The following is a 13,041-nucleotide window of genomic DNA, read 5'->3' on the forward strand; positions in this document are numbered from 1 at the left end:
AAATAAACGGTTGCTGTTATAGCTCATTAACGGAACACCACGCTGGGGTTAAGGCGCTGTTCATGCCGCATTACTTCTAAATGCAAATGAACGCCTGTGGTCTTCCCTGTGTCACCAATTATCCCGATGCGCTCGCTCAACATGTACCCATTGACCTGGTGTGACATCGATAATAGCGAGGTGAGCATAAAGCGTTTGATAACCCCCTTGTGCTGGATAATGACAGCATTACCAAAATTGGGATGAAGTGTTTGTGCATCGCCTATTACTACAACACCGTCTGCGGCAGCGGAAATTGCGCTGCCGTAGGGGGCAACATAATCTACGCCTTGATGAGGCTTGTAATACCTGATTTTGCTCACGTTTCGAAAGGGCGAGCTAATATGGTAGTTCTTAAGCGGGTGCTGCCATTGTGGTGCATCGTTACCGTTTACGGAATCTATATAGTTTGTTACACACACAAGAAATACGATAGCACCACACAAACCCAAAATGGCTTTAAAGTTCATAGGGTGCTTTGTTTGTACAATATGCGTAAGACGCTGCTTGTAGTCGTCAGAGTCAAGTGCAGCCGTATTAAACTGAGTGACAGGGTTAGTATTGACTACCACGCTGCTGCGCAGCGATTGCAGCAGTGTTTGTGCGTATTCAAACGGTTTTAGCCCAAAACGAGCAATGGTTTGGTGGTCACAGCGGTGCTCCATTGCTCTAATAAACTGCCATTCCATTTTACGGATAAAAGGGTTTACCCATAACACAATACTTAGCAGTCGCCACACAACAACGGACGCAGGGTCTTTGTATGTGATGTGGGTGAGCTCATGCTGTACCAAAATGCGCAGTCTAGCTGCGCTCATCGATAACGCATAGTGCGGAAGCACAATAATCGGTTTTAGTACACCATATACGAATGGGCTGTGATTAAGTGGTGACACTACCACGTTTAAATCGGTATTTAGCCCAACATCTACAGGTTGGGTTTGGCGCATGATGGCGTTTAGTCGCCACCAATTAAGTGCCAGCACTAACATCTTACAAAACACCACGCCGAAATAAATTGCTATAAAAAGCGTCACTGCATAGTAGGTATCACTCAGTTCAGCGTGGGCGAGAGTAGCTTGTTTAAGCAAATGGGCATTCTCGATACTGGTATTAATCCACGCAATGTCCGGCGCAGTAACCGCAATGTTTGCAAATGGTGTTAGTAAGAAAGGCGATAGAGGTAAAAAGGTGACTATCACGCTGCACCACCATACGAGAGGCGAAGTATTTTGACCGCGAGTAAATCGCGCCATCACGCCATACACCGCGCCCGAAAACATCAACCAAGGCAACAACTGATGAGTGATAAAATGAACGACCATCGTTTCCACTATTTTGCCTTCTCATTTTTTGCGAGCTGTTGTAATAGCTCATCGAGTTCATCAATTTCTTCTTTCTCGATTAAACGGCTGTCGGCAAACATGGTAATGGGGAGCGGCTCATCTAGCTCCAATACGTTTACTGCAAAGTCCTGCATATAACTCGCTAAGGTCGGGATTTTTTCTAAATTAGCGGAAAAGATCTTTTTGTTACCGCGAGTGCCAACAGAGACGATGCCCTTATTGCCCATTCGTTCAAGTGTTTTTCGTGTTGATGAATATGACCAGCCGTATTTGGGCGACAAATATTCATGGATATCTTTGGCAGTGCGTGGCTGGTGTTTCCACAGCAGTTTTAAGATCTCTAGTTCTGTCGGATTCGGTGTCATGATAAATGGTTTAAGTGTGACGTGTGTCGCACTTTATCATCTGACTTTCGAGAAAACAAAATTAATTACTGAGTAAATGACAAAGGTGCAAAAGACATTGCTTAGCCTTTTGCGCCTAATCGTTGATTAATTATGATGTTAACGTGCTAACGAGCCGTCAATTTTGATTAAAGGGGGGACTACAAACTCTCGTTTTCATTATAAACAGTATTTGCAAAGCGCTTTAATTCTCTCAATGAGCGTATCACGAACACATTTTTTTCATCTTTTCGGCTCTCAATAGAGTGCAAAAATTTATCATTCCAAAACAAAGGGCAGAGCCGCAACGTCTTAAAAGACTTCACAGTACCATCAAGAACCGAACTGTTTTTTGGCCAACCCTCAGGCTTCTTATATATACTTTTCAACAAGCGTTTTACAACAAGCCAGTAAGTTACAGGGTAAGATAAATCTATATATACAAGCGTGTCGGCAGCAGCGATACGTTGGTAAAACGAATCTAATGAATTGAGCGGTCCGAAACCTTCAATGATCCATTCAGGGGACGAAATAATTTCAGAATGCATTGTCTCATAAGAGCTTCGCTCAATTTCCTTTCCAGAGCTTTCATACAGTATTGAGTCTATAGAATATTTCTTAATTCCAGTAGCCAAGGATAGGCGATGGCTTAATGTAGATTTCCCGTTTGCAGGCTTTCCAAATACTGCTATTTTCTTCATTGTTTGCTGCCAGTGTGGTGTTAGTTAGTTTTCAACAAAGCAAAAGATTTGAGAGCATTTCGAATAGCGTAAGCTGGTTTAGTATGCTCCCGAATCTGTATGCTTCTCATCCACTCAGTAACTTTCTAGTGTCGAGTTGAATCGACCTTTTGCCTTCTCAAGGCATAGAAAATAAGTCCAGCCAATTAAAATGAGCTGAAGCGGAGTTCGAATCAATAAATAGATTGCACCCCATTGGTGTCCACCAAGGCCTGTTGCATTTAGTGCTGCGTAAACATTTGCGGGGAAGAAAATGATAAAGATAGCAATAGCGGACTTAGCAGCAACGTTCTGTAGTTTTGGAACAAAAAGTGCTAGGCCCACGGCTAACTCCAAAGCACCAGTGAGGTAGATTAGTAATAGTCGATAAGGTACCCATGGAGGGAGCATCTCAACCATTCCTTCTGTTTTAACGATGTGCCCTATTGAGAAAAAGATAAATGTAATACCTAACCCCCAAAGCGCATATCTCCTCTTATCAAGTGATGATCCATTTAACTTAGAAGCCAAAAAGGCCAACGTTAATGGGAGAGTCAGTAAAGCAAGTATAATGATTGGCGTTGTCATATCAAAAGTCCGTCATGTTACCCAGTAAATTGTGTTTCGTTAACTTGTCTAGACCTAGGACAAGCAGTTGCATCTAGAGATCAAAGGATCTTCTTTAAACCAAAAAGGTAGAGTTCTTCTAATTCTGACCTGTCAGCGCCAGCGCGCGCGCGTAAGCTGAGCGTTTGCATTAAGCCTTGCAGTAGTTGGGCATTGAGCGTGTTTTGCTCGTCTTCACCGCAAACATCTAACCTAGCTTTTAAAAGCGCATCAATCTTACTCATGATGCCCTTGTAAAAATGATGAACATTACCGTTCTCGGCGCTCTCAGCTGGCATAGTACTTGTCGCCATACAGCCAAGATTGTCACTGCAGTAGAAATCTAACAGACAATCAAAAAAGCGTTTAAAGGCATCCTCTACGTGCTCATGCTCAAGTGCTTGAGCAAGTGGCGCTGATATTTTGTCGAAGTAGTGCTCAACAGACTGAATAAAGATTGCCTCTTTATTGCCAAACGCGTTGTACATGCTTGGTCTGTTGATACCCATAGCTTTTGCGAGGTCGTCAAGAGAAGTAGCTGAATACCCCTTCAGCATAAATAGACTCACAGCTCCGTCTAGTGCCTTATTCTTATCAAATTTTCTTGGACGCCCTCGCGCTTTTGATTTTTCTGTTTGCATAAATGTTCTTGCAATATTTTGTCTTAAATTTATTATATGCGAAACGGTACAAAAATAAAGTATTTTTGTGAAACTCCAATAAAGCATGAGAGATTAGTGCTTCCATGTTTTTGTTATATAAAGGCTTTATATGTATTTAACTATGCACCTGACGCTAAAAGGTGCCTATGATTTATAGATAGGAAATGTGAAATGTTGAAAACAAATCAAAATTCGGTGGAGCAACAAATAGAGATTGCTGACAGAGCTATCATGGAAAAAGACTATGACATGCTAATGTCAATCTATACTGATGATGCTGTACTGGTTGTAGAGCCAGGAAGAAATGCACGAGGAAAAGAGCAGCTCAGAAATGCCTTTGTAAAAATAAGCGAGTTTTTTAATAACGGCTTGCGCGTAGAGCAAAACGGGTTAGAGGTTTTAGAATCAGACGACACTGCATTAGTTTTGGCAAACACGGTTGTTTCTGGTCCAGACTTTCCCGCGGTGACGCGTAAAGCCACTTACGTGTTCAAGAAGTCAGAAGATGGAGTTTGGTTATGTACCATCGATAACTCATATGGGCATGAAATTATTGGTAACGCAATTGCCTAAAGCGCACTTCGCAATAGAAATATAAAAAAGATGTGAGCAGGCTAGCGTTAATAACGACTTTAGGGAAAATTCGTTGAGCTATGTCTTTGTTTCGCCTACTTACAGAAAAAACGCTAGCTTGATAGAGTTGATGATATGCGTAAAACAATCTCTTTGTCTCACTATGTAAAAAAAAGAAATGGCGTTTCTCTTGGCGCAAAGCGCTCGATGAGAAATATGCTGTATCGCTCTTTCGGTGCGAAGTCTTTTTCTGAGTTTTGGTATTATTGGAACCCGATTTGGAGTTTTTACCTTGCCAAGTTTGTCTTAAGGCCTGTAAAAAAGTACACATCTGCTTGGTTTGCTATTTTGGCAACTTTTTCGATAAGCGGTTTATTACATGATCTAGCCATATCATTATTCTACATGGACATTTATGTGCTTTTTACCCCGTGGTTCGCCTTAATGGGCTTGCTGGTTTTGTTGACGCAAAAGTACTCTGTTTCATTTTCGTCTTACCAGTGGTTTGTAAGAGCACTAGCAAACAGTATTTTCATTATTTTTAGTTTTAGTATTGTGCGGTTGCTCTCGTTTTAACATTCACACAAAGACGCAGAACTATTTCGGAATAAGGTTAGAGTTAGGTGGTAAGCGACGTAGAGATTATTCGGCTCCTCTTGTATATCACATTCATTTTCATAAATAATTGCTGTCATTGCTTACTGGGCAGACACATTTAAGTTCGAACCCACCCAGAAGGCTTTTTATTGTTTCTCTACAGTAACCTTAAGCACCCAGTCGCCGATGATTTCTAGTACTTTCGGTGACATGGTCTCTTCAATCTTGGCATATTCCGTCATAAAGCCGGTATTGGCTCGTTGAAATAGATGGTTTACTCCAGCTATTTCTTCAACTCGATGAAGAGGGTGTTCATGTAAAGCGTCGCTAATCTTTTTGAGATTCTGCTTCGCATCCATTTGAGTATCTTTGGCTCCGTGAATTGCTAATACTGGGATCTGCAATTTGCCAAGATACGCCGCAGGATTGTGTGCTAGAAAGAATTTTGTCCAATTTGAAGTCAACTCCTTAATGCGCGCCTGTGATAGCTTACCTCCACCAATTTTTTTGATCTCTGATTTTACATTTTCAGGTAGTGCTTGCCAGTTTCTTTCGTAAGTGCTCATTAGTTTGGAGGTTAGCGTTGTACTATCTGAATTCATCATCACTACTTCATTCAGTGCTCTTGTCATATTACTCCCCGCATTCGCTGCTTCCTCACTCAACCCAGTCGCCTTAAGGATTGTTTTCACTTGCCATACAGCAATCTCGTTTCCGTTCTGTCCAGGTCCAGCAAGTAAAGCAATAAAACTTACATTGGGTGAGGTTGTCGCAGCAATTGGTGCAATAAGGCCCCCTTCACTATGGCCAATTAATCCGATGTTCTCTTTCGCGACATTAGCGTGAGAAGAGAGGTAATTCACTGCTGCGCTCACATCGCTAGCAAAATCGGCGCTGGTGGCAGCTGCAAAATTACCAGTTGAATCACCCACTCCTCTATCGTCAAATCGCAAAACGGCTATCCCTTTCTTTGTCAGGAAGTCGGCTAGTACTAAGAACGTTTTGTGACCCATAACCGTTTGATCTCTATCTTGCGGGCCGGAACCGCTAATCAATACCACAGCAGGGTACTTGCCTGTTGAAGAGGGCAAAGTTAATGTGCCAGCAAGCTCTACATTTTGTTCTTGGTTTTTAAACTTTACTTCTTTGACCACATATTCATAAGGAAGCAATGGATGTTGCGGTCTTTTGACCACTGAGCTTATTTTTTTGCCCGCCTTTTTTAAGCTTAAGGGCAGTTTATTGGGACCTTGTAGCCAATGACCCTTTATTTCATTGTTTGCAAGGGTTAAACGGCCTATAAAAGAAGCACCGGCTGCGGCAATATTAATATTAACTTCTAACCCATCAACGGTTACCGACTCAATGGGTATATTAGTAGCGCCTTGTGCTGGGCTGTCCATTGTTGCGGTCAAATCTGAGTTAATATTAAACACGAGCGGGATACTCTGACCTTGCACTGAAAGTGCACCTTCCCAACTACCTGTTATATCTTTGTTTTTTTGTGGTTCTGCCAATGCATTTTTATTGCTGCAAAGCATGAATAACAAGACTAGCGTCAAAAGTGCTTTTACTGATTTCATGCTAGAGCTCCCCATTTTCGTCGAACTTTGCATTGACGGAACAAGAATGCCTTGCGTGACAACCCATTGAATTCGGTCTAAATAAATAGTGATAAGTAATGTACCAACCGCCTATTGCAAAAATAAACGCAGTAGAGGCGAAGTCTTTGTCTTTTGATAAATAAGCGGTAAGTAGAATTAGCCCTGCCCACACAATACTAAAGGCTATGGGTTTTCTATTTTCTTTTAAACATTTCATGACGCTGATCCTTAGAATAGAGTTTGTTGTACCATTGGTTCGAGTAGTACAAGTAATACATTATGTTTAGTTGTACTGCTAAGTCAAGTGGTACATGTTTAAAAGTTACTGTATGATGCAGGAATAAAGTAAGTGTGGGGATGAAATGAGGTATTGAGTACGATGAATATAGTCATTGATGTAGAGAGCGATACGCCAATATTTACTCAATTGGTAGAGCAGGTTAAGCAAGGAGTAGCGACTAAAACGCTCAAGCCAGGCGCGCCTTTGCCTTCAATTCGCAAACTTGCAAATGATCTAGGCATAAACCCAAATACAGTGTCTAAAGCTTACAAACTATTAGAAAGAGACAGCGTTATAACTGGCAAAGGGTACCGAGGGACCTTTATTCATGAAAACGCGTTAGAGTTTTGCGAGACAGATCTCAACGCGACAGCACTAAGTTTAATGGTAGAAAATGTAAGGCAATTACGAGAGCTCGGATTGACTGATTCTGAAATACGAAATGCTTTTGCGTCAGCCATGAAATAGTTGGAGAGAAGACATTGAATTTCCTTAATGAGTTATCTGAAACAATCATCAACTTTGTATTTCTATTTCAGCTCTTTTTTATTTCCATTTATGTATCAAGATCGTGGCGCGAGAGTAGGCGAGTGCTATTAACAAAGTACCCACAGTCTGTATTTCCAAATTTATACGCGAGGGATGAGGTAACCGAGAATAAACGGCTGATAGTAAGGAAATGGCTAGACTATGCGATATTTGTAATAGGGTTAGCGGTTTTGCTTTATTTACAAACTACGACAAAAAGTCCAAAGAATGTTGCTGATTACATGCTATTGGTCGCACTGTTTCAGCTCAGCCCAATGTTTGTTTCTGCCTATTGGTGTAATCAAAATAGCCGATTGATATCAAATCGTTACCCCAAAAAGAGGCGCACAGCTCAATTAACAAATTACACATTGTTTGATTTCATATCATTGCGCACATTGATTTTCACGTTAGCAGTTTACTTTATTTCAGTTGGGCTGGTTGTTTACATGTATTTTTTTGCAAAGCCAGGGGAGCTTAAGTCTGTATATTTGATAGGTCTTAGTACTGCGGTTACATTGTACATCTTTTGTTTAGTCTGTGTTCTTATATACGGCAAGAAAAAAGACCATTTTATCGAGCAACAAGAAAGAGTGCTTAAATTATCAGATAAGATAAGTACTTTGATGGCATCTCTCGGTGCGTACACTTGCTTTGTAGTAACTGTTCTCCTATTTGACGTGATAAACCTAAACCAAAGTACTGTCAGTATTGTTGCGAGTATCTTTGCGCAAGCAATTGTGTTTACCACACGTAATCAATATTACCCAATTAACCCCAGCGTATACAAAGAATAAGGTTAGGCATTACGGTTGCAAAAGAAACCGAAACGAGTAGGGAAGTGGACAGATTGGAATCAGCGACTAAGTCGCTGCGCTAAAAAGTCATATACAAAGCGTATGCGTTTGTTGTGGCGGAGCTCTGAGTGACAGACCAACCAAGTATCGTATTCGTAGATTGAGTAATCCTGAGTGAACGCAAATTCTAGCTCGTCAATTTCTGAACCGAGATAGGCGGGCAGTAGCACTAGCCCAAGTCCTTGTTTAGCTAACTCAATTTGACTAAGTTGACAGTCACTTAAACAAACGTAGTCAAGGCTTTCTTCAGCGATACCACTGTTGTGCAATAGTTGAGTTGTGTACTCAGTTTCAAGAAAGCCTATAATCGGAATCTGCTTTTCATCATCGTTTGAGTTTCTAAGAGCACTACAAAGACTGGCAGTGCCAAACAGATTAACGTGCATTTCACCAAGTTTACGAATGATGAGTGTTTCTTCATCAGGTCTATAGTGTCGAATTGCGATATCAGCATCACGGTGTATAAGATCGGTGCGGCTGTTCGATACTGTTAGTCTTATCTGCAATGATGGTTCTATAGTCCTGAGCTCAGCAATTAGCGATGGTAAGTTAAACACGGCGTCGATTTGGCTTACAGCAATAGTCACTATGCCAGAATGAGATTCTGTCGCCCCTTGCGCAATAAGAATGGTGTCATTCGCTAATTTCTCCATGCCTTGTAAGGCCTCGACAACGCGCTCTCCTTGAGGAGTTAGAATCAAGCCATTCTTGTAACGCTCGAATAGCACAATACCAAGACTTTTCTCCAACGCTGCTATACGGCGTCCAACGGTAGGTTGACTGGCATGAAGTTGTTTGGCAGCTGCAGTTAAAGAGCCTGTTTCTGCGGTTCTAAGAAAGGCTTTGGCGTCATTCCAATCGAAATCCATTACAAATCTCTATGTTTTGCAAACAACTAGTATACATGTTTGGACAGCCATTCCACACCAACTCTCTCATTGCGCTGCTTTTGATTGAATACCTTGTTTGATAAACCACACGGCAAGTGAAAACTCGCCAACGATTGTTGGAATTGCTACAAAAAGAAGTAAAGAGAAAGCATAATCAGAGTAAGCAGAAAATGTCAGATGTAATATGGTATCAATTAAATACGCTAATCCACCAAAGAACAGAAAGCTTCTAATGCTGGTGGGGACGGGTACAATCATTGAAAGCAATATCAAGTGAATACCGAAAAATGCGAGGCCTAACATCCAGATAGAGTTGAAACGATTTATACCATCTAAGATTAGACCTTCAGAATGGAAAGAAAGACTGTTAACGAGTGAAACAGTAGCTACCGCAAGAACAAGGGCGTGTATTAAGCGAAAAAGTGTACTGGCGATGGTGAGTGAATTGCGTTTGAACAGTTCATATAGCGTATATGCAACGACAACGTCAAAAAATATGGTAAGCACTAGGGCTGTTACACCGAGCTTAATAATATTTGATTGACTATATATAACTTCTAAAGGGGCATTCTTTATCGCTTCAATAACAAAAAAGTTTGCGTAGATAGCTAAAAAGAAAATAAAGAAATAGCTCACACCAGAGGTTAGAAACATGCGCTTTTCGTTTTGTTTTTTAATCATAAGCCCTAAACCCGTAAACATATTTGAATGACTGCCTACAAAAGCGCAAACAGTACTAACATCATCACAACTTGCATCATCAAAAAAACTATTACTGCTAGGCCGCTCAAATTTCGAATTGCTTGCTTGATTTCCTTTTTGCTTATCATTGTTATCCTTAGTGAGTCATTGATAGGCCTCTTATCGTTCTGTATGTTCAAGGTTTATAAGTCTTTTGCCCATTCCATAAAACTGAATGCATTGTATTCAGTAATGAATATTGCTGACGCGCTTCTTATCACCTAATTACTTATCAAGCGTTTCTTCTGCCAAGTGATACCAGTGATCTTGTATAAAAACGATTTTACTGTCTTTGAACTTAAAAATAGCCAAGCGAGATGGACTCGAAGTTACTTCAGTATCTTCTTGATTTCGGTACTGACTCACGAATTCTACCGCTGCTGTTTGATACCCATGAATCACTGATTTTAATACAGTGTTAGCTTCAACGGTGTTGGCATAGCCACCTCTTTCCATTTGACGAAGAAAAGCTTTTCTCCAAATATTCTTATCAAACTTAGCTTCATACTCTTCGTGTAAATAGACAACATCTTCGTGTAGCGAACCCAAAAATACATCAACATTCTCGGTGGTCGAATGTTGAACAACAGAAAGGTTTATTTTTTGATAGTAGTCTTTGATTAGGATTAATTGACACTGATTATCACAGTGGGTGTCCGCGTCAACTTGCATCGCAAGCACGAGTAATAGCATTGCTGTTAATTTTTTCATTAGTTCTTCCTTGTATATCAAGTCGTCACAGGTGGGCAGATATGAAGAGTTCTATTTTGAAGGTATATTAAGATGATGCCCATTCCATAAAACTGAATGTTAGCGATTCAAAAATGTATAGAGGGGGCAATGGATGGATTTAAAAAGGTGCATTTAGGGCGAGCTTGCAGCGCTAGTCATCAGTCCCTTATAGGTGAACTCAGGTTTCATTGTTCAACATTCACTGCTTTTACTCGCTTTATGTAAGTCTGCGCTTAATAAATGTCTGTTTTTAATGGTATAAATAGGAAAAATAAACGTCATGCTACAACAAAATATTTGGGCGAATTTTAGCCTAAAGTATATGATCTGATGAGGTTAAATTGACCGAAAATAGATGGAGTTTTGAGTAGCAAACCAGTAATGTGGAAACAGATGTTTTGATCATATTCCGCATTCAGAGGTAGCTGGTGACTTTTTTATCAAAGCTAGTATCGCAATACCTATCCAAAGCGTTGTTTGTTCCTTGTTTGCTTCTTACTCTTATCGTTACTTATGACGCTATTCACGCTTATTCTTCAATGAAAGATAACGGGTTAGCAATAGACGTTGTGGACACGTCAAAGTTAGCGCTATCACTGGTTCACGAAGTTCAAAAAGAGCGAGGGCTAACCGCGGGTTACCTTGGTGCTAAAGGCAGCAAATTTGGAAGCGAACTCAAATCGCAGCGGCTAAATGTAGACAAAGCTGCAAAGGCTTTTTCAAAAAGTGTGGAAGCAAACGCGGTTCACGGTCAGCTTTTACGTCACGCAAAAGCTATTCTAACCAAGCTTAACTCAGTTCCCGCGTTAAGAACCCAAGTCGATAACCTTGATATTGAGCTATCTAGCGCCTTAAAAACTTACACCGCTATTAATATTATGGGGCTCGACACTCTGCACATTGGTGTAAGCGGCACTAGCAGTGATACGCTTTCTAAATCGTTGAGCGGTGTTTTATATCTTTCTAGCGCAAAAGAAAGTGCAGGTATTGAAAGAGCAGTACTTACCAACGTTTTTTCAGCTTAAGCAGAATGAATAGTACGCTTAGAAGCTAGGTTTCAAACACTACTTACCAAGCAAGAGGTTTACCTTTCATTAGCGTTGGGTATTTTACCTGTCGATATGTCAACAAAAGTTCAGCAAGGGTTGACTAACCCGGCAGTAACTAAAATCAATCCTTACCGCGAAGAAATTCAGCAGAAGGACGCCAACTATACCAGTGATGCCGCTGAATGGTTTGCGGCCGCAACGGCGAGAATAAATGCGCTAAAAGCGCTTGAAGATGAACTTCTTACGTCAACACAAGAAAAAGCATCACGACAGTACACTAATTCACTGGTATCGCTTACCGTTGAGTTGCTTGTACTGTTTGTCGGGCTATTAGTGACATTTTTGCTATTTAAGGCTGTCTCTCTGCGGAAAAAGCAAAGTCTATGTATCGAAAAAGGAATACGAATTGCGTTGGACGAGCGTGATTTGAAAGATGAAATTGATATCATAAGCCGAGACGAATTGGGCACTGCGGCAGGGGATATCAACAAACTAACGCGCACATTCTTTGAAGACTTGATGTTGTTTAAGCAACGCTCGGCTAATATTAAGAACTCTTCTGCGGTGACTGCACAATCTATTGATAGTAACCAGAACTCGCTTGCCTCCCTACAACAAGAAGTTAGTCAAATTGCTGCCTCAGCGGAGGAGCTTCAATACAGTATTCAAAGTATCAGTCAAACAATAGAGAGCAACGTTTCAAGAACCGAAAGTGCATCCCGCGAGTCTCACCTTAGCAAAGACAAAGTTGCTAATGCGGTTAAATTGATAGCTCAAACCAGTCAAGATATGGAACAAACTGTCAGTAAACTTAGCACGCTTAACGAAAAAGTTGAGAGCATATCATCGATGGTCGGGCTTATTAGAGGTATTGCAGAGCAGACAAACTTGTTGGCACTCAACGCGGCAATAGAAGCTGCACGAGCGGGCGAGCAAGGTAGAGGTTTTGCTGTGGTAGCTGATGAAGTGAGAAGCTTGGCTAGCCGCACTCAACAAGCCACCTAGGTGACATTGCTTCATTTGTTGAAGAGCTGTTAGACAGTGCTGCGGAGTCTGCGGATATGATTGAGCGTAGTCACAATCAGTCATCAGATGCTGCGGCACAAGCTCATGAGATAAACGAGTCTTTAACGCGTATTGACGACATGATTGCCGAGATTAATGAATCTACTCAATTAATCTCAGAAAGTTCGAAAGAGCAAACCAAAGCAGTCGAGTCGATAACCAACGGTATTATTCATATAAATGAAGTGGCCACAGAGAACGTGAGAGACAACGAGAAAGTGCTGGAATTGGCAAAAACGGTAGAGGATGAAACTATCGCAGTAAATGAAATTGTACAAAGATATAAGTCTTAACGTTTACCATTTGCCGACGTTATCTCGGCTTTGACCTGCCAGCTTGTAGGCAATCGATTAGCCTAAACAAGTTGGCG

At 41.1% G+C, this 13,041-nt stretch carries 15 protein-coding genes and 1 pseudogene; 6 read left to right on the forward strand and 10 right to left on the reverse strand.

Annotated features, from left to right (window positions below):
- Window positions 1-26 precede the first annotated feature (26 nt).
- From V6N89_RS06700 to V6N89_RS06720, 5 genes are all read right to left on the reverse strand, one after another.
- Window positions 27-1,364, reverse strand: a complete 1,338-nt coding sequence (locus tag V6N89_RS06700; RefSeq protein WP_346993787.1) for a M23/M56 family metallopeptidase — start codon at window positions 1,362-1,364, stop codon at window positions 27-29.
- Between the two features lie 8 nt (window positions 1,365-1,372).
- Window positions 1,373-1,750: a BlaI/MecI/CopY family transcriptional regulator gene (locus V6N89_RS06705; protein WP_338516898.1), complete on the reverse strand. Its 378-nt coding sequence runs from the start codon at window positions 1,748-1,750 to the stop codon at window positions 1,373-1,375.
- Between the two features lie 179 nt (window positions 1,751-1,929).
- Window positions 1,930-2,469, reverse strand: a complete 540-nt coding sequence (locus tag V6N89_RS06710) for an adenylate kinase (RefSeq protein ID WP_338516899.1) — start codon at window positions 2,467-2,469, stop codon at window positions 1,930-1,932.
- Between the two features lie 114 nt (window positions 2,470-2,583).
- Window positions 2,584-3,075 carry a DoxX family protein gene (locus V6N89_RS06715; protein ID WP_338516900.1) on the reverse strand — a complete coding sequence of 164 codons (492 nt, stop codon included), beginning with the start codon at window positions 3,073-3,075 and terminating at the stop codon, window positions 2,584-2,586.
- Between the two features lie 80 nt (window positions 3,076-3,155).
- Entirely contained in the window at window positions 3,156-3,734 is a 579-nt protein-coding gene (locus V6N89_RS06720) for a TetR/AcrR family transcriptional regulator (protein WP_338516901.1), read from the reverse strand.
- A gap of 192 nt (window positions 3,735-3,926) precedes the next feature.
- Here V6N89_RS06720 and V6N89_RS06725 point away from each other — a divergent pair, with 192 nt between their 5' ends.
- Both V6N89_RS06725 and V6N89_RS06730 read left to right on the forward strand, forming a co-directional pair.
- A complete protein-coding gene (locus V6N89_RS06725) occupies window positions 3,927-4,328 on the forward strand; it encodes a YybH family protein (RefSeq protein WP_338516902.1) in 402 nt (133 codons plus the stop codon).
- 135 nt (window positions 4,329-4,463) lie between these two features.
- Window positions 4,464-4,904, forward strand: coding sequence for an acyltransferase (locus V6N89_RS06730; RefSeq protein WP_346993572.1), 441 nt, complete (start codon window positions 4,464-4,466; stop codon window positions 4,902-4,904).
- A 167-nt stretch (window positions 4,905-5,071) separates the two neighbouring features.
- On the opposite strand, the gene V6N89_RS06735 is transcribed toward V6N89_RS06730, so the two are convergent.
- Together V6N89_RS06735 and V6N89_RS06740 are read right to left on the reverse strand one after the other, a co-directional pair.
- Window positions 5,072-6,508 (reverse strand): alpha/beta hydrolase family protein, encoded by a 1,437-nt coding sequence (locus V6N89_RS06735; RefSeq protein WP_346993573.1) that lies wholly within the window; start codon window positions 6,506-6,508, stop codon window positions 5,072-5,074.
- A gap of 1 nt (window position 6,509) precedes the next feature.
- Window positions 6,510-6,746 carry a hypothetical protein gene (locus V6N89_RS06740; protein WP_338516905.1) on the reverse strand — a complete coding sequence of 79 codons (237 nt, stop codon included), beginning with the start codon at window positions 6,744-6,746 and terminating at the stop codon, window positions 6,510-6,512.
- 162 nt (window positions 6,747-6,908) lie between these two features.
- Between V6N89_RS06740 and V6N89_RS06745 the strand changes: the two genes are divergently transcribed.
- On the forward strand, window positions 6,909-7,277 hold the full coding sequence (locus V6N89_RS06745) for a GntR family transcriptional regulator (RefSeq protein ID WP_338516906.1): 369 nt from the start codon (window positions 6,909-6,911) through the stop codon (window positions 7,275-7,277).
- Window positions 7,278-8,193: 916 nt separating this feature from the next.
- Here the strand turns inward: V6N89_RS06745 and V6N89_RS06750 are convergent.
- The 3 genes from V6N89_RS06750 to V6N89_RS06760 form a co-directional block, all read right to left on the reverse strand.
- Entirely contained in the window at window positions 8,194-9,063 is an 870-nt protein-coding gene (locus V6N89_RS06750) for a LysR family transcriptional regulator (protein WP_338516907.1), read from the reverse strand.
- Between the two features lie 66 nt (window positions 9,064-9,129).
- Window positions 9,130-9,765, reverse strand: coding sequence for a DUF4386 domain-containing protein (locus tag V6N89_RS06755; protein WP_338516908.1), 636 nt, complete (start codon window positions 9,763-9,765; stop codon window positions 9,130-9,132).
- Window positions 9,766-10,050: 285 nt separating this feature from the next.
- Window positions 10,051-10,536 (reverse strand): hypothetical protein, encoded by a 486-nt coding sequence (locus tag V6N89_RS06760; RefSeq protein WP_338516909.1) that lies wholly within the window; start codon window positions 10,534-10,536, stop codon window positions 10,051-10,053.
- Between the two features lie 560 nt (window positions 10,537-11,096).
- Here V6N89_RS06760 and V6N89_RS06765 point away from each other — a divergent pair.
- The 3 genes and pseudogenes from V6N89_RS06765 to V6N89_RS06775 all read left to right on the forward strand — a co-directional run.
- A pseudogene (locus V6N89_RS06765) lies at window positions 11,097-11,843 on the forward strand (nitrate- and nitrite sensing domain-containing protein); the annotation flags it as partial.
- A gap of 282 nt (window positions 11,844-12,125) precedes the next feature.
- The gene (locus tag V6N89_RS06770) at window positions 12,126-12,611 is read left to right on the forward strand and encodes a methyl-accepting chemotaxis protein (RefSeq protein ID WP_346993788.1); all 486 of its coding nucleotides are present in this window, start codon (window positions 12,126-12,128) and stop codon (window positions 12,609-12,611) included.
- 56 nt (window positions 12,612-12,667) lie between these two features.
- Window positions 12,668-12,964 (forward strand): hypothetical protein, encoded by a 297-nt coding sequence (locus tag V6N89_RS06775; protein WP_338516912.1) that lies wholly within the window; start codon window positions 12,668-12,670, stop codon window positions 12,962-12,964.
- Window positions 12,965-13,041 lie beyond the last annotated feature (77 nt).

Source organism: Alteromonas gracilis (assembly GCF_036870955.2).
Classification (GTDB): Bacteria; Pseudomonadota; Gammaproteobacteria; order Enterobacterales; family Alteromonadaceae; genus Alteromonas; species Alteromonas gracilis_A.